Annotated in this window: 12 protein-coding genes and 1 tRNA gene; 5 read left to right on the top strand and 8 right to left on the bottom strand. The window is 55.9% G+C overall.

From position 1 onward, the window contains the following. Positions 1-7: 7 nt before the first annotated feature. From AEAE_RS07000 to AEAE_RS04610, 3 genes are all read right to left on the bottom strand, one after another. On the bottom strand, positions 8-133 hold the full coding sequence (locus tag AEAE_RS07000; protein WP_275542015.1) for a hypothetical protein: 126 nt from the start codon (positions 131-133) through the stop codon (positions 8-10). A gap of 48 nt (positions 134-181) precedes the next feature. Next, a tRNA-Arg gene (locus tag AEAE_RS04615) sits at positions 182-254 on the bottom strand. A gap of 177 nt (positions 255-431) precedes the next feature. Then, entirely contained in the window at positions 432-2360 is a 1929-nt protein-coding gene (locus AEAE_RS04610) for a sialate O-acetylesterase (RefSeq protein WP_094689935.1), read from the bottom strand. A 355-nt stretch (positions 2361-2715) separates the two neighbouring features. Here AEAE_RS04610 and AEAE_RS04605 point away from each other — a divergent pair, with 355 nt between their 5' ends. Further along, positions 2716-3921 carry a glycosyltransferase gene (locus AEAE_RS04605; protein ID WP_148139963.1) on the top strand — a complete coding sequence of 402 codons (1206 nt, stop codon included), beginning with the start codon at positions 2716-2718 and terminating at the stop codon, positions 3919-3921. Between the two features lie 89 nt (positions 3922-4010). On the opposite strand, the gene xseB is transcribed toward AEAE_RS04605, so the two are convergent. Beyond that, positions 4011-4310, bottom strand: coding sequence for an exodeoxyribonuclease VII small subunit (gene xseB / locus AEAE_RS04600; RefSeq protein WP_094689933.1), 300 nt, complete (start codon positions 4308-4310; stop codon positions 4011-4013). A 63-nt stretch (positions 4311-4373) separates the two neighbouring features. After that, positions 4374-5663: an exodeoxyribonuclease VII large subunit gene (gene xseA, locus AEAE_RS04595; RefSeq protein WP_244569616.1), complete on the bottom strand. Its 1290-nt coding sequence runs from the start codon at positions 5661-5663 to the stop codon at positions 4374-4376. 228 nt (positions 5664-5891) lie between these two features. Here xseA and AEAE_RS04590 point away from each other — a divergent pair, with 228 nt between their 5' ends. From AEAE_RS04590 to ileS, 3 genes are all read left to right on the top strand, one after another. Continuing rightward, positions 5892-7064 (top strand): alpha/beta fold hydrolase, encoded by a 1173-nt coding sequence (locus AEAE_RS04590; protein ID WP_094689932.1) that lies wholly within the window; start codon positions 5892-5894, stop codon positions 7062-7064. A gap of 90 nt (positions 7065-7154) precedes the next feature. Continuing rightward, positions 7155-9581 carry a beta-L-arabinofuranosidase domain-containing protein gene (locus AEAE_RS04585; RefSeq protein ID WP_094689931.1) on the top strand — a complete coding sequence of 809 codons (2427 nt, stop codon included), beginning with the start codon at positions 7155-7157 and terminating at the stop codon, positions 9579-9581. Between the two features lie 434 nt (positions 9582-10015). Then, complete coding sequence (gene ileS, locus AEAE_RS04580) at positions 10016-13408, top strand: isoleucine--tRNA ligase (RefSeq protein WP_094689930.1); 3393 nt, start codon at positions 10016-10018, stop codon at positions 13406-13408. A 241-nt stretch (positions 13409-13649) separates the two neighbouring features. On the opposite strand, the gene AEAE_RS04575 is transcribed toward ileS, so the two are convergent. Beyond that, positions 13650-14306: a vitamin K epoxide reductase family protein gene (locus AEAE_RS04575; protein ID WP_094689929.1), complete on the bottom strand. Its 657-nt coding sequence runs from the start codon at positions 14304-14306 to the stop codon at positions 13650-13652. 266 nt (positions 14307-14572) lie between these two features. Here AEAE_RS04575 and AEAE_RS04570 point away from each other — a divergent pair, with 266 nt between their 5' ends. Then, on the top strand, positions 14573-15466 hold the full coding sequence (locus AEAE_RS04570) for a PHP domain-containing protein (RefSeq protein WP_244569647.1): 894 nt from the start codon (positions 14573-14575) through the stop codon (positions 15464-15466). Between the two features lie 81 nt (positions 15467-15547). Here the strand turns inward: AEAE_RS04570 and AEAE_RS04565 are convergent, their stop codons facing one another. Both AEAE_RS04565 and AEAE_RS04560 read right to left on the bottom strand, forming a co-directional pair. Further along, positions 15548-15775, bottom strand: coding sequence for a DUF3107 domain-containing protein (locus AEAE_RS04565; protein WP_094689928.1), 228 nt, complete (start codon positions 15773-15775; stop codon positions 15548-15550). Positions 15776-15964: 189 nt separating this feature from the next. Further along, positions 15965-17686, bottom strand: a complete 1722-nt coding sequence (locus tag AEAE_RS04560) for a phosphotransferase (RefSeq protein ID WP_094689927.1) — start codon at positions 17684-17686, stop codon at positions 15965-15967. Positions 17687-17750 lie beyond the last annotated feature (64 nt).

Below are 17750 nucleotides of genomic sequence, written 5' to 3'. Positions count from 1 at the left end.
GCCGTGATTAGTTCTCTTTGACCCAGCCGCAGGCGGGGAGCTCATCGGAATAGACGCCAGGCGCGTAATCGATTGCCAGGAGACCAGAGAAACCAGGCTTTCCCACGAGAACATCGCGGAACAAGTCAAACAAGGATGGTACAAGAACCGTAGATCGTTGTTATTTTCCAACGTTTTTACGTGCCCCGAGGGAGAATCGAACTCCCGACACGAGGATTAGAAGTCCACTGCTCTATCCACTGAGCTACCGGGGCGCACTCACTTAGTGTAGCGCAAATGAGGACGCGAGGAATGTACGAGTTTCTCGCGTCCTCATTCATCACTTCGCTAGCAGCAAGGAGAACAAACCACCTACTCTCCGCTCAGAAGCCCAGGACAGCCACTGAACAGAGCGCAGAACAGTTCCCTCTCCTCGCAACTAGCAAACCTGATTACAACACGCGAAAACGTGCATCGAGCAGAGTCGAGAACGGAGCTGCCGGTGAGAGCTTCTCATCAAACAGAGGTGCTGGACCCCAGTTACGGAAACCGTAGCGAACAGCTATGGGCCGAGCACACAGAGCAGAACGCACGGCAACAGAAAGGTTGTGGTCGGCAGTGAAAATCTCAGCTTGTGCCGGGTAGAAAATGCCATCCTCACCAGCGACTTCAAAACCAGAATCCGATGGTTTACGTGACATCTCCGTGTTTGCAAACTTCGCAGCATCCTCAAACAGAGGTTGAGGCTCGAAAGCAGCCTCGTCAGAATAATGGTCGAAATGAACCGGCTGCGAGAACACAACGATCAGCGAAGAGGCAAGGTCAGAGGTTTGCGAACGTGCCATTGCCAACAACTCCGGGTTTGCACCAATCTGAGCGGATTGACCCGAGATAACACTCACCACGCGCGGACCGTACGAGGAGAATTGAGGCAAGCTATACACGCGAGTGAGCGCAACACCAGCCATGCGCTCGCCCACAGGACACTTGTCGAGAGGGTGCAAATTGTTGAACTCGCCCTGGTCGAGATTGACTGAGCAGTAAACGTTGCTCAGGTGAACAGCTGGCTTTTCCTCATGCTCCGAGTAGAGCGCGGCGAAGCGCGACTGCGGCTCATCGGAGAGGTTTCCCGTCAGGTCGTCGGAAAAGTTACCGGTCAGTTCGTCGGATAGATTACTGGTCAGTTCGCTGGACAGGTCAGACTCGGTGAAGTCGAAATCCTGACCAATATTCATCTGGGCCGCGCGCAAGCGGCTCCACGTGCTCGGGTTGCGAGGCTTACGCCATTCGTCAATGTCAACGAAGCGAGGAAGCTGGCCGATGATCCACGCCATATCATTGCTCTGCCACAGCTCGCGCCAGGAGGTGATGAGCTCGGTGAGCAGCCAACGGTAATCCTCAGAACGGTTCTCATCAGCAGAACCCTGGTACCACAGCACGCCACGGGCAGGGTAGCCGGCGATTCGCTCGAGCATACTCTCCACGGTTCCGCCAGGACGATACTTAGAGTATGGGCCAGCAGGAGGAGGCCACGGGCACGGACCAAACTTCTCGGTGATGCGCTCCATCGACACGCCTGGTTCTTGCTCCTTGAGCTGAGCGACATCCGCATTCCACTGGTCGAAACCCTTTTGCCATTCGGCAGTCTTCTTGATCCAGCTTTCGCTGGTAACGCCGATCATCTGCTCAGCGTACTCGTCAATGTAGCGCTGACCGCGAGGGTCCTCCTTGAGCCGCGCTGTGCTAATCCAGCTGCTTGCCGACGAGCCGCCCACATAGCATTCCAGCAGGCCGACGGCGATACCGAGCTTTTCGTGCAGAACGCGAGCCATATGGAAGCCGACAGCCGAAAGGTCGCCGCTGATACTCTCCTTGTTCACCGGCTGCCAGGTGTTGTTCTTCTCCCGCTGAGCAAACTGCGGGTCGAACCATCCGATTTCCGGAGTAGCGAAGTAGCGAATATTCTCCCAGTCTGGCTCAGGATTATCACACAGTTCTTTTCCACCCGTGCTGTCCTTGAGGCGGAACTCCATATTCGACTGGCCGGCTGCAACCCAGACCTCACCGACCCACACATCGTGAAACTCGTACTTTTCCTCGCACTGCTCGCTACTGAGAGTGAGTGTGAGCGGGCCACACGCGTCGAGCGGGGGAAGGGTGACAGTGAACCTACCGCGTGGGTCGACGATGGCGTGAGCGGTAACATCGACGCCTTCACCTGAGAGGCAAGCTTGAACATCCCAGCCGTCATTGGCCCAGCCGAAGACGCGAATCTCTGTGTTTTGTTGCAGCACCATGTGGTCGGAGAAGAGTGTTGCGGCAACAAGTTTACGTGAGTAGTCGACTCGTTTACCGAGAGGGTAGGTGAAGCTCACAACCATGGTGTTCCCTTATCTGCTGGTTCTGATCAGATTTATTCTCATGTGATTCAGTTCTGATGCACTGTGGTTTACGTCTGATTCGTCAGTGAATGCGATTTCAGAATATACCCGAGAAGCGGGGTTCGTGTGGTTTTCGCCGATATTATTCTGAAAATTAAGTAAATCGCTGAAACCAGGCTGTTCCTTGGGCGTTTCGCGCTTACATATTGCAATAACTCCAATAACTGTAGCGGTTCATAAGAAATTGCTTCTATTGTGCTCTGCTCTGCTGTCTAATGCGTGCTGGTTGCGTGTGAGAGGCATCTCGCGGGTACAGTGGAGGAGGAAAATAGGAGAAAAACGGGGGTGTGATCGGGTGAAAACCATCGTTCTCGTGTGTGACGATGTGAACGACCATGGCAATGGAACCTCGAATTCTGCTCGCCAGTTTGCTGAAGAGTTGCAGCGACGCGGGTTTGAGGTTCGCCTCGTGGGCATTGGTGCGCCGGAATTCTCGGTGCGCGAGCAGCGAATTCCTCTGGTCAGCTTCTTGGCACATAAACAGCGCATGCGTCTTGCTCATGCTGATAAGGCTGTGCTGGCTCGTGCTTTAGATGGCGCGGACCTTGTGCACGTGTATCTGCCTTTTAGCCTCGAAAGATTAGCAGTGCGCATGGCTCGCTCTCGTCATATTCCTGTGACTGCTGGTTTTCACTTGATGCCGCAAAACGTGTTGTATTCTGCGGGTTTGGTGGGAAAGATTCCGTGGTTAAGAAGGCTGACGAGTAACTGGCTATATACCCTGTTTTGGAAGCAGATGTATCGCTGGGTGAGCGATATCCATGTTCCCAGCCGCATGGGCAAGACTCAGCTGGTGGAACATGGCTATACCAACAGAATTCATGTATTTTCTAACGGTGTGAACCCTCGCTTCACTGAAGTTCTGGCTCCTGATAGCGCGAAAGAGAAGGCGGAAGCTGAAGTTCAAACTGAGGTGGTTCAGCAACAGGCTGAGCCACCTCAGCAGCACGCATTGACTGTGCGGATGATGAAGATTATCACTTCAGGACGCTTAGCAGGGGAGAAGGATTACGACACCTTCCTGCGCGCACTTGCCCTGTGCAAACACCGCGCACATATCTCCGTCCAGATGTGTGGAACAGGGCCGAAGTATCATCATCTTCGCGCTCTAGCTCGCACGGAGAAGCTGGAGAATTTCACTATCAGTTATTTGAGTTCTCGAGCTTTACAACGCGCGCTCAACGGTGCTGACCTTTTCGTCCACCCTGCACTGGTCGAGCTGGAATCACTCTCCGTGTTGGAAGCTCTCGCCTGCGGTGTGGTGCCGGTTATCTCTGACTCTGAACTTTCTGCTGCATCTCAGTTTTCCCTGCATCAGCGTTCACTGTTTGCTGCGGGGAATGCAAAGCAGCTTGCCCAGCAGATCGACTGGTGGTACGAGCACCCAAACGAGCGCGCTGAGTATTCTGCGCGCTATGCTCAGCTGGCACGAGAGAAGTATTCTCTACATGCGAGTGTGGATGCGTTCCTCGCCATGGCCAAGCAGGCTACGCGCATGTAAGCGCAGAACTCAGTTGCGCGAACAGTGTGCCACAGTTCAGTTGAGCGCAGAGTACAGCAGAACTCAACTAAGCGTCCAGTACAGAAAACTCAGAAGTTAGCCAAGTTATCCTGCGTACCAGCAGACTCACCTGCAGCGCGCTGCGATTCCTCCACTGCGGCCAACTGCTCAGCAACCTTTTGCAGCAAGGCCTGCGCATGCTGAGCCAAAGCGACACCATACTGCCACGCCTTAGTCGAGCTCTCCAAAGTTTGACCACCTTGGTCAAGGCTTTGTACGATTTGGGCGAGCTTGTCACGAGCCTCTTCATAGCTCATGTTCTCAATTTCAGCCTTCTGCTCCTCGCTCAAACCGTCGAGCATGCTGTTCTTCTTATTCTCATCTGCCATAGTGTTCTCCTTAATTACAACAATTCCCACAATCTCAACTGCAAATTTGACTCGTTCGCAGTGTTAATCGTGAACGTTTTCCACACGTGCTGTTGCACTACCGTGACGCAAAAGCAGCGCGAGCAACTGACCAGAACTGAGCTGTGAAGCATCACTCAGCACGTGGCCATCCTCATCACGAATGATGGAATAGCCACGGTCCAGCGTCTTCTGTGGAGACAGTGCAGTCAGTGTCGCCTGAGAGCGCGTAATAGCATTCGTCTCGCTATCGACATATTGATGCAGGGAGGCATTCAACCGTTCTGACAATCTTTCAAGCTGCTGAGAGTAAGGCTCCAACATGCTCATCGGATGCGTCAGATGTGGGTTCGTCAAATAACCATGCATCAACTGCAACTGGCTCGTCACCAAAGACTGCAAGTCAGACTGCAACGTGAAACGCAACTGGTCAATCAACTCAAGCTGCTCATGAACATCAGGAACAACACGCTTCGCCGCATCAGTTGGGGTAGAAGCGCGCAAATCAGCAACGAGGTCGAGCAGCGTCCAATCATCCTCATGGCCAATAGCCGAGACCACGGGAGTAGAGCATTCGCTCACCGCGCGAACAACACCCTCATCGGAGAAACCAACGAGGTCAGCAAAAGCGCCGCCGCCACGGGCGATGATAATTACGTCAATATCGGGGTCAGCGTCGAGCTTCTTGACGGCAGCGATTACATCAGGAGGGCAGGATTCACCCTGAACATGAACATATTCTGAAGTAATCTGGATCGTCGGCCAACGAAGCATCGCATTGCGCTTCACGTCACCCTCAGCGCGAGCTTGAGGAGCGCAAATCAGGCCAATATGGTGTGGAAACTCAGGCAAAGCAAGCTTACGATCGGCGTCGAAAAGGCCTTCACCCTTCAGCTTTTTCCTCAACTCTTCGATCTGCTGCTTCAAGTCACCCTGACCAATACGGCGAATTTCCTGGGCGAGAAAGCTCAGCTTAGTGAAGCGCTGATAGAGGTTGGGCTTGCCGTGAATGAGAACGCGATCACCTTGATGGAACTGGGCTGCCTGAGCAGAGGTAGCGCCAAAAGCCACAACTTCCAAGGTGGTGTTGGACACTTGGGAGTCGGCCAATGTGATGTAGGTGGAGCCAGCACGACGGGCGTTGATCTCTTGAATCTGGCCTTCCAGCCAAAAACTTGGCCAAGTGCTGATTGCTTGAGAGAACGTCCAGGACGCCATGGTGACAGGCCATGGGTGCTCCGGGCTCGTCATTGCCGCGCGAGGCACGACTTGGCGAGAGACCGAGCTACTCGGGTCAGGCTGCAAAGGTGGCTCTTCAGAGTTCATGTTCATCATGTTTCCAGCTTGGCGGTGAGAGTCGACAGAATCAAGAGGCTCAGAAAAATTGTGGATAAGTTTCTTTTCGTTGCAATTACTGAGATTATCAGCCCCAAGAAAACCATGGAAAATAAAATTCCTACGCAATTTTGTGGGTCCTGACACAGTTACGCCATTTTTCGGTAGGCGAGAAACGCGGAGAAAAAGCGCAAGGCGCAAGCTCTGAGCTTGTGCAAGAATCAAACTATGGGTAGCACTGAAATTCCACAGATTATTCCTCTCACAGAGGCTCAGGTACCTGACCGCCTCCCACTTATTCGCTCTCTCATGGCGAGTATCGCTCACCATGACTGGACTCGCGTCACCTCGTCTACGGATGACAGCAATATACCTGATAATCATGTGCCCAGCGATGAGGATAAACCGAGTGAAACCTCTCTTCACACGGTGACATACTGTGTTAGTGATTTCCAAGCCTTAACCCACAAGCATCAGCACAGCTTTGAACAAGCGATTGGGCAGCAGCAGGTATGGCAGGGTCCTTCGTGGGCAGTGCTGGCCATTTCCCCAGGCTTTACCTCTTGCGCCGATAAATACCCTGAATTTGCGTGGTATATGCTCAGTGCCGGCATTGACGTGATCGTTGTCGAACACCGCGGCCATGGCTACTCGCTTCGAGAAACTTCGGACCTTACCTCAGTGCACATCAGAGATTGGCACTGCTATATTTCTGACTTTGCACAAAGTTGCTTGCATGCGTATGAAATGCACCACCTGCGCGCGCCACTGTGCGTGTGGGGCCACTCCATGGGCGGCGCAATTGCAACGGGAGTGGTGGAAGAATACCCCAATCTGTTCAGTGCAGCTGTTTTCTCCTCTCCGATGTACTTGCCTCGAACAGGTGTTCCCACGAGTGTTACGCACTGGCTTGCGCGTCGATATGTCGCGGCTGGAAAGGCTGAGGAGCCTGCCCTAGGTAAGCGAGAGTTTGACTCGGCCATGGCTCAGGAAGAGGAAAACGTGCGTGAAGGTAAAGACCGTGGTTCGCGTTCTGCTGCCCGCCAGCACAATTTCCGCGAGGTGCGCAAGAGCAAGCTGGTGGAGCATACCTTGAACCCAACATGGGGTTGGGTGGACCAAGCTCTGAATATGGACGCCCAGATTACCAGTACGCAAGAGCTCGCCAAGGTGAAAATCCCTGTTTTGCTCATGACCGCAGGAAAGGATGCTTATGTGGATGTTCCCGCGCAGAAAAAGGTAGCGCAGAAAGCTCACGAGCTTGGCCTTGCGTTTAAAGCGTTCTTTTTCCCAGGTGCGCGACATGAATTGTTCTATGACATTGATCCCATTGTGAAGAGGTATATGAACCTCCTTGTCGAGTTCTACTGGCAGGCAACACACCCTGCAGAAGCAAAGTGATGAAGTTGCCTTATGTTGCCACAAGGGTGGTTGTAAAACGTTTCAATGTTTCTGATAATCTCTAACCAAACACAGTGAAAGAGCAGAGCAATGGTGCATACTGACGACAACGAGAAGCGCAATGAAGCGTTTCCATCCTTCTCTCACTTCCAACAGCCTCTTCAGGGCCTGACCGCCCAGGTTGATGATGAGAATTTAGCGCAAGCCTTCACGATGCAGGTGGACTACCTTCTGAGCTTCGACCCCGAACGTTTCCTCGTCGAATTCCGCCGCAACGCAGGCCTCGACACTAAGGGTCTGACCACCTACGGAGGCTGGGAAGCAGGAAGCCTGGCTGAGGACAACCCTGACGATGCTGAATACCCAGCCGACCAAGAGCTACGCGAAAAAACGGGTGACCTGCAAGCCATTAGCTCAGAAGAAGGGCGCAAAGAGAAGCCTCTGCGTTTTACCGGCCACTATTTTGGCCACTGGATGCGCGCCTGCGAGCACGCCCTGCACTCAAGTAACATCAATGATTCCCAGCGTCACGAACTTGCGCAGAAGGCGGCAAGCGCAGTGCTGGGGCTTCGCGAAACCCAGCTCGCCTTCGCTGCAGCAAACCCTGAAGATGCTGGTTATTTGCCGGCTTACCCTGTGGCAGCGCTGCCTGGCGGTGCTGATGGTGTGATGGTGCCTTTCTACAATCTGCACAAAGTGTTGCAAGGCCTGATCGACCTGTCCTCCGTGGATTTTGAAGCCTATGGAGTACACAACAACAGCGAAAAGGTGGCTGAGGTTGCTCTGCGCACTGCCCGTGATTTTGCGCAATTCATCAGCACGTGGAATGCGCGAAACCCGGATGTTGCCCTGCTGGACACCGAATACGGCGGAATGAATGAAGCGCTGTACAATCTGGCGCTCGCCGAAAGGAAGCGCGGGGAAACTGACAGCCAGGTTCAGGCCGACGCTCGTGCGGTGAGTACGGAAGAAGAACTCGAGCAGCATGGTTTGCAGACGCCAGAACAGAGTAGTTTGCAGGCGCCAGAGCTTTCCGCCCAGCACGCAGAACTACTCGCCGCCCGCACCGCGCATCTCTTCGACGAACTCGACCTGTTCATCCGCCTCGCAGCTGGGGAAGACTGCCTGCCCGGTTTGCACGTCAACACCACAATCCCCAAACTCATCGGAGCAGCACGAGCCCTCGAAGTGTTCGCCCGCAACAGCCAGAGCATGGACGGCATTGCCGACGACATTCGCGAGCATGCAGCGAAGCTTCACATCGCACTCGACCAGCTGCCGCGCTACGACATGAAGCAACTGGATGAGAAGGCTCGCGAGATTTACCGTGCTGATAATCTCACGCCGGTCAGTGATGAGGATGCAAGCCTCGTGTTCGGCGTGTATTTCGCCGCGGCGCGCAACTTCTGGCAGCTCGCCACCGGTCCCTACGCCTACGCCATCGGGGTTCCCAGCCAAGCCGAACATTTCCACGAGCTTGACCACATGTGGGCCGCAGCCAACCAGTCGGGCGACGAGGACGGCGGGTATCGTAACCCCTCCACCTGCGAAACCTGCTGCGCACACAATCTGCTGCGCTTGAGCTACCTGCTGATGAGCTTGAGCGGTGAAGCGAGTTACGCCAACCGCGCCGAAGTGCTCCACCGCAACGCGATCCTGGGCTCTCGCGATCCGCACACCGGCATGGTCACCTACTTCCAACCCATGCGCGCCGGCTACGCGAAAGTCTACGGCCCGGCACGCGGCGAATTCTGGTGCTGCCAAGGAACCGGCCTCGAAAACTGGACGCTTCTGGGGCAAGCAGCCTATTTCAGCGACGGGGACAGCGTGTACCTTGCTCGCGCTCTCACCTCGACGCTCCAGATTAGCAGCACCATGACTCTCACCCAGAAGGACCAGCTCAGCCAGGACGGCACCATCCGGCTCACCCTCGACGCGCCTGCAGGTACGAACTTGTCATTGAAACTGCGCGTACCTGATTGGGCGACATCCATGGTGGTCTACTCACTCGATGATGACCTCGTACTCGCCCCACGCGAAAGCTGGGTGCACGTGCACATTGAAGCAGGTGAAACTCTCGTGCTCAACTATGAACGAGCAGCGAAAGCAATCAGTCACGAAGATAACCCGGCATGGGTTGCCTTCCAATACGGCCCCGACGTTCTGGGCGAAGCGCTGAGTGACAGCGACCCGAAGGCGAACTATCAGTACGGTGGAATCCTTGTGCGAGTGGCTACATATGACGCGCAGACGGCTCAACGGGCGAAACTTACCGTCGACGAGCCGGTTGAGCAGTGGGTTAAGCAGGTTGATCAGCATATGAAGCCAGTGGCCCAGCAAATGGCACAGCCGGCGGAAGCGGTACAGCAGTCGGCACAACAGGGGAGCGGTGCAAGATCGATTCCGCGCTTTGAACTCACTGGCTTGGCCGGTGGCGAAGTGCGAGAACTGCAACCGTACAACACGCTGCACGACAGTGTGAACGCAATCTACTTCGACATCGAGCACAGCGAGTGAGAGGGCTCCCGCGCGGTGGTGCGCCCGCCCGGGTGCCACGCACGCCCGAGACGCAGTCGCGCGCAGACAGCCTCAGTTGCGAAGGGAGCGAAACGGCGTGCACTCGTCACAGTGGCTCAGTAAAATGAAGCGCACAGACGAAGATCCGCCATCACCGGGGAGTCTTCTGGAAGAACAGCGCCCGACCAAGATGCAAGCTGCTGCTCCTGCTGCGAAGCAGAAGGAGAAAGCGCACTGATAATCTTGAGCGAGCCGCCTAGTAGAACCAGCGGGAAGGCCCGACATAGCCAACAAGAGAGGCTGCACAGGCAAGGCAAGCAAAAGCAAGGCCAAGCCAAGCCGAGCAGCAAGCGAGGTGGTACCGCGCGCTCACCACAAGGGGAGAAGCGTCCTCGCGTTGGAATATGAGGAATATCCAGCGTAGAGGGAGGCCTATGAGCACACCGAAGCAGGAACAGCAGGGAGTTTACCCCAAGGCTGTTGTGGAAGGTGAAAGCCGTAGCGTTAATCCAAGCCCAAACTTCCCACAAGCGGAAGAAAAGGTCATCAGCTACTGGGACAAAGACCAGACCTTCGAAAAGTCACTGAAAATCAACCCATCTGGTCAAAAAGCCCACAATGAGTACGTGTTCTTCGACGGCCCGCCATTCGCCAATGGCCTGCCACACTACGGTCACCTTCTGACCGGCTACACCAAAGACGTCATCCCACGCTACCAAACCATGAAAGGCCGTCGCGTGGAGCGCGTCTTCGGCTGGGATACTCACGGCTTGCCAGCAGAATTGGAGGCTCAAAAAGAGCTGGGCTTTACCAACAAAGACCAGATCGACAAGCTCGGTTTGGCAGCCTTCAACGACGCATGCCGTCGCTCCGTGATGAAGTACTCCGGCGAATGGAAAGAATACGTTCACCGCCAGGCTCGCTGGGTTGATTTCGACGGCGGCTACAAGACGATGAACGTTGGCTACATGGAATCCGTCATCTGGGCCTTCAAGCAGCTGTACGACAAGGGCCTCATCTACGAAGGCAACCGCGTTCTGCCATACTGCCCGAAGGATGAAACCCCGCTCTCAGCACACGAGCTGCGCATGGACGGCGACGTGTACACCGACGAGCAGACGGCAACCGTCGTCCTGGGCGTGCGTTTGCGCGATGAAGACGCCTACCTCGTCTATTGGACGACCACCCCATGGACCGTGCCATCCAACATGGCCGTCGTGGTGGGTAACGACATCGATTACGTCGAAGTCCAGCCTGTTTCCGGCGAATTTGCTGGCAAGAAGCTCTACTTCGCTCAGGCTCGCGTCGCTGACTTCACTAAGGAATTGGGTGAAGATTATCAGGTTCTTCGCACTCTCAAGGGTTCCGAACTCGTGGGCCGCCGCTACTACCCGGCCATGCCATACCTCGAGACCGAACTGGCCAAGCAGGCAGGCGCTCAGCCAGGCGAGAACGCTTACACTGTGTACGCTGCCGATTACGTCGACACCGAAGAAGGTACTGGTTTGGTTCACCAGGCTCCTTACGGTGAAGACGATATGAACACGTTGAAAGCGCACAACATCCACGTCACCGATGTGACAGATGATGCGACACGCTTCACCTCGCTGGTCCCAGATTATCAGGGCTCGCAAGTCTTCGACGCGAATACACCGATCTTGCGCGACCTTCGTCACAACACCGGCATCGTGGCAAGCGTTCCTGAAGACCAGCGTGCACTGCTCGTGCAAAGCAAGTCCATGGTTCATTCCTACCCACGCTGCTGGCGTTGCGGCACCCCACTGGTCTACAAGCCAGTGACCTCCTGGTTCGTCGCCGTCACCAAGATCAAGGATCAGCTCCTCGACGTCAACGAGCAGATCAACTGGATCCCAGAAAACGTCAAGCACGGTCAGTTCGGCAAGTGGCTTGCCAATGCTCGCGACTGGTCCATCACCCGCAATCGCTACTGGGGTAGCCCTATTCCTGTGTGGGTTTCCGATGATCCTGCCCACCCGCGCATCGACGTGTATGGTTCCTTGGAAGAGCTCAAGCGCGACTTTGGCCGCTACCCAGTCGACGACAAGGGTGAAGTGAACCTGCACCGTCCATGGATTGATGAGTTGACTCGTCCAAACCCGGATGATCCAACAGGCAAGTCGATGATGCATCGCATTCCTGATGTTCTCGACGTGTGGTTCGACTCTGGTTCCATGCCTTTCGCTCAGAAGCATTACCCCTTCGAAAACAAGGAATGGTTCGAAACCCACTTCCCATCCGACTTTGTGGTCGAATACGTGGGCCAGACTCGCGGCTGGTTCTACCTGCTCACCGTGATGAGCACCGCCCTGTTTGGCAAGCCTGCCTTCAAGAATGTGGTGTGCCACGGTATTGTGCTGGGTGACGATGGCGAGAAGATGAGTAAGCATCTTCACAACTATCCGGACGTCAACGGCGTATTCAACACGTACGGTTCTGACGCCATGCGCTGGTTCTTGATGAGCTCGCCGATTCTGCGCGGTGGAAATCTTATTGTGACCGAAAAGGCCATCAAGGATACGGTTCGCCAAGTGCTGCTGCCATTGTGGTCGAGCTACTACTTCTTCACCGTCTACGCCAACGCTGCCAACAACGGCAAGGGCTATGTTGCCAAACCGATTGCCGCCGACGAGGTGGCCAGCCTGCCGCAGATGGACCGTTACCTGCTCGCCCGTTTGCGCCGCACGATTCTGGCCATGCAAAAGGACCTCGACACGCTCGCTATTTCCGATGCGTGTGACGAGGCTTTGGCCTTCATCGACACGCTGACGAACTGGTATATTCGTAACTCTCGAGAGCGCTTCTGGGATGAGGATACGCACGCCTTCGATGTTCTGTATACGGTTCTCGAGGCATTCACTCGCGCCGTCGCCCCACTGCTTCCCATGGAAGCGGAGCAAATCTGGCGCGGCCTGACGGGTGGCGAGTCCGTGCATCTGGCCAACTGGCCATACGTCACCGAGCCTCTCGACGCACCATCGGGTAAGGATTCTTCCAACCCTGATGGGCCTGACACCGCGTTGGGCAAGCTTCTGGTGGACGACCCTGAGCTCGTCGAAGCGATGGGCACTGTTCGCGATATCGTCTCCACTGCGCTTTCGCTGCGCAAGGCGTCGAAGATTCGCGTTCGCCAGCCTCTGGCTCGCCTGACCGTGGTCACCGAGAACGTCGACGAAGTTGAGCTGTACCGCGAGCTGTTGGAAAACCAGCTGGATGTGAAGGCTGTTGAGCTCAGTTCTGCTCAGGACGCTGACCAGCATGGCCTGCGCCTGGTGCACCAGTTGAGTGTGAATGCGCGCGTTGCTGGCCCTCGTTTGGGCAAGCTCGTCCAGTTCGCTATTCGCGGTTCGAAGACGGGCGCTTGGCATCAGGACCCTGCAACCGGTGTGGTGAGTGTGGACGGCCCTGATGGGGCTATTGCGCTGGAGCCTGCCGAGTACACGCTGACCAACAAGGTGGAGGAAAAGGATGAGGCGCTGGCCAAGGAGACCGTTTCGGCTCAGTTGGCTAATGGTGGCTTCGTCCTTCTCGACACGGCCTTGACGCCTGAGCTCGAGCAGGAAGGTTGGGCTCGCGATACGATTCGTGCCGTTCAGGACGCTCGTAAGGAAGCTCACTTGCAAGTTTCCGATCGCATTTGGTTGCGCTTGGGCGTTCCTCACACCGACACTCTGGGTATCGCAGCGGTTCAGCAGTTTGCCAAGCTCATTTGTGCGGAGACCTTGGCTAACCACCTCGAGGTCGGCACTCCTGATGATCCGTCTGCCACTCAGTTGCAGGTGTCGGTTCGTAAGGACGAGGACGAATAAAGATTATCAGCGCGGCTGATGTCGCGGCTCGAGGCGGGCCACTCGCTGAGTAGCCCACCTCGCTGCGGCCCTCACTTCAACTGCCTGCAAGGTAAAGAAAGCGGCTCACTCCTCAGGAGTGAGCCGCTTTCTGTTGCAGTGCTGTTTTGTTGCAGTGCTGTTTTGTTGCAGTGCTGTTTTGTTGCAGTGCCGTTTCTGTTTCAGCGCGGTGAAAATCTTAAAGTATACAAACTGAGCAAGCTTAAGCGAAAAGGCGAGGCCCGTAGTGAATGAGAACGACGGCAACCAGGGCGAGTACCACCAAAATGTCGACCATGAGGTCAAGGTTCGGCCGGTAGTAGCCCGAGAGGAAGCCGCGGTGAGGCAGATGCTGAACCGTGACTGTCGCGTGGCTTAAGGCCATGAACTGTATGAGTGTGGAGAAGAGCAGCGTCATGCACCAGGGGCAGAGCGCGCCGATGACGAAAACCGACTGCGAGGACAGCCACAGCGAATAGCACAAAGCTGCCGCTCCACCTAACCACGTGCAGAAAACCAACCAACGAGGTTGCACCATTTTCGTCAGACCAATGACGGCCATCGTGACAAAGACCGACTCTGCTGCAATTCCCAAGAAAGCGTTAGGAATGCTGAGATTGCCAAAATGCAACAGCTCGGCCTGCCAGCTTTGTGCGACCTGAGTGCAAGAGATCACGCCGGAAATGTCACAACTCAAGCGCGCATTGGGATGGCGGGCGATGTAGAGCGTGTCAGCAGAAAGCACGAACGAGGAGAACAAGGCAACTGCTGAGCTGATCAGCATCACCAGGTAGAGCCACGTGGATGAATGTCTCCAGCCTTTCATCCACGAGAATGCGGCATCGAGGTCGAGAGTGTGGGTAGTCTCAGTTTCTTCCATGCCTCTATACTAGCAGGCGTCTGGGTTAGCATAGAAGCGTGAAATCGGATTTCGAAACCAGCGAAAAGCGCCATCTCTCAGCTGACTCTCAGCCGGATATGCTGCCTGACTATTCTGGCGGCATGAGCGAGGCGGAGCGCGCGCTTTTGCACGGCCACGTTGACGGCGAAGTCGGCGGCGAGGGTGACGGTCAGCTCCGTGGCGAGCGCGGCGATGCAACTGGCGGCCTTCGCGCCGAACTTGGCGCAGGTCAGCTTGGTACGCATGTGCGCGCAGCCCTCGCTTGGCATGAGTCGCCTGAGCACTCCCAAGGTTGGGATTTGCACACTCATACTGTGTTTTCCGACGGCCAGTGCACACCCAGTGAGGCGATCGAGCTGGCGAAGAACGCTGGGATTGCAGGCATTGCGCTCACCGATCACGATTCTGCACAAGGCTGGAGCGAAGCCGAAAAGCGCGCTCGCGAGCTGAACATGCCTCTGATTCGCGGAACGGAAATCACCGCAGAATGGGGACACACCTCCGTGCATATGCTCGCCTGGTTGTACGATCCCACGAATGAAGCGCTGGCTGAACTGTTTCGCACTACTCGCATTAACCGCGTGCGTCGCACCAAGAAAATGGTGGAAATGATGGGCAAAAAATACCCCATCACCTGGGAGGATGTACTCAAGCAGGCTGGTGGCACCGCTCAGACGACGATCGGCAGGCCGCATATTGCCGACACCTTGGTGGCGAAAGGCTTGTTTGCTACCCGTTCCGAGGCTTTCTTAGGCCCGGTGTCGAGCAAGTCGGAGTTTTACCTGCCGGTGATCTCCCCGCAAGTCGATGAGGTGATTACCATCGTCAAGGATGCGGGAGGCGTTGTCGCGATTGCCCATGCTGGCTCTTTTGCGCGCAACAAGGAAATTTTGAGCGACCAGGATATCCGCCATTTTGCCGATCTGGGTTTGGATGCGCTGGAAGTGTGGCATCGCGAGAATTCGCCTGAGCAACGGGTGCGCCTGCTCAAACTCGCCTCTCGCTTGGGATTGTTGGCCACGGGCGGTTCGGATTGGCATGGGCCTCACGGTAAGCCCAACCTGTTGGGGGAGAATCTCACCGACCCGCAAACTCTGCAGGCTATTGTGACGCGCGGCGTGTTGCCGGTGGTGGAGTAACAAAAACGCTCCAGATTATCAGTACGAATGGCATAAGCATCCTGATAATCTGGAGCGCTGAAAATAAGTAAAGGCTGAGCTTTACTCCAACGAGCCGAAGCCAACCGGGCGGCGGGTTTGCGAACCGACGATGGCGTAACCCAGAGCAGCGCCGTTTACCAAAATGTGACGGCCCTTGTCATCAACGAGATCGGCCACGGATCCCTTCATCTGAGCCTCGACCAGAGCGGCGTTCACTTCCTCAGCACTGGAATCAGTGGAAAAAGTGACAGGGTGAGGGCAGTGCATCATTCCCAGTTCGACGTCCATAAATCCTTCTTTCAAAACGGAGTATAGGAGTTTATTCTAATCGCTCGGTGCCAGCAGGCCGCGATTTCGCTGCTTTCGACTGTAATTTCACCTCTCAGCGAGCAGCTCGACAGTCGACGCGCTTGGCCTGCGAGCTATGAGGTTGGCTGGCTTACGCTACCAAAGGCGTGCGCTACCAAAGGCGTGCGCTCACCTGTGATCGCGGGGACGTTCCGACACGCCTGAATTATCGCGAATGTGAATCGGATAATTCTGCGCTTTCGCACGGCCCTGAGCAACTGCTTGCGCGTCAAAGGCGACGGTGCTCGGCTCGGCGTCATTTCCCAAGCTTTCTTGGGTGTTCGAGCCGGTGACACGGTTGATCACCTGGCTCACCGCATCAGCAACATTGACGGAAGCAGGAGAGCTCGGGGTGGGGTCGCTGGCAACCACTTGCTGCTGGTCGTAGCCCAAACTCACCGCTCGGTAGGACGCAAGATTATCACTGCTCTCTTTGCTCTGAGCAGGTGATGACGCCACGTTGGCATCAGTTCTGTCGGACGTATTGGCCGAGCTGCCATCAGCAGAAGCCTCTGAGCTCGCGGAAGTGACGTCAGGTGCCCACGAGCCAGAACGCTCGAGCCCACCTTTTTCGTCGAGGCTGATCCGAGCCGACGGCTGGCTTGCCGAGGAAGGCGAATCATCCTCAGATGCACTGCCAAAAACAGCGGAGAAGTTCACCGAAGAGTGATCTGGGATTTCGCCCGAGCGGGTCGAATCATCGGCATCCTGATTGACATTGTGCTGATAATCTGGAGCCGTTGAAGAGCCGTGAGCATCCGGAGAACCCTGACCACCAGAAACACCTTGGCCACCAGCAGCGCCTTGAACATCAGAGGCCCGGGAAGTTCCATCAGCCCTAGAAACCCCAGAATCAGCTGAAGCAGCCTGCGACGAGCGGTGCGGAGCCACCGCCTCAACCTCAGGAGCCAAAGCCTGAGCCTCAGCATCCAACGCCTGACGAGCAGCAGCAACACGGTTACGATCAGCTTGGTCAAGCCCAGCCAGTAAGTCGCTGACCAAACCCATCTGCCGCCACAAACGAGCGCGCGGCATAATCGAACCGTCCATACGAGCGTCCATCGCCTGCGCATAACTCGTCAACACGCGGTCGCGCAAGGAGCCAGGGATAATCGGGTCGGTCAGCCACGCAAAATCGCGAGCCGGATCGCCCACCTGGTAGTGCTCCCAGTTGAGAATCGCGCTCACCGCGTCAGAAGAAGTAAACAAAATATCAGCCGACTCGTAATCGCCATGCGTGACCGCCGGCGCATACTTCCACACGTGCTCCATGTCGAGAAGCTGCTGCCAGGAGTGCATGATTGCCGGAGCCACGAGCTGGCGAGATTGCAAGGCTCGCAACCATTGTGCGAGTTGCGCGCGGACGATTGAGCCCGAATAAGCTTGTGAGTCAGCACTCAACAAATAATTCGCGTCGAGCTGGTGGATTCTCGCGATTGCCCAGCCCAAAGCCGTTGCCTGCGCGTTGCTCAACGCCGTCAAATACGAGGTATGACCAACGTTATGCGCCGCGATCATCACCGCGCGAAACTCAGAACCCTGCTCGTGCAGCGGGATCTCCTTATACACATACGGCAGCTCGAGGGAAAAGTCGAGCTTGCTGCGCTGGGACGTTTTCGCTACGGCTTGGCCTGCTTGGAAACGCTCTTTGAGGGTGGCATTGCTGGCATCTCCCGTCGCTGCGGACACGTCAAATTCCTCACCGCGAGCGTCGTGGATCGTTGCAATGGCAATGCCCTCCGCATCATTGGAGCGGGCAGCGCGCTCGAGCGGCGTCACCGCAGTAATCGCCAGTTTCGGCGCGGCGGCGCTGGCCAGAGCGGAAACATAGTAGGCAGGCAGAATCTTCACACTTCCACTCTACTGGCTTACATTCTTTTTGGCGTGCTTCTGAGCAATTTGACGCGCAATCCGA

This window comes from Aeriscardovia aeriphila (assembly GCF_002259595.1).
GTDB classification, from domain to species: Bacteria; Actinomycetota; Actinomycetes; order Actinomycetales; family Bifidobacteriaceae; genus Aeriscardovia; species Aeriscardovia aeriphila.
Note: the sequence above shows the minus strand (reverse complement) of the source record. Positions and strands in the feature narration are given on the sequence as shown.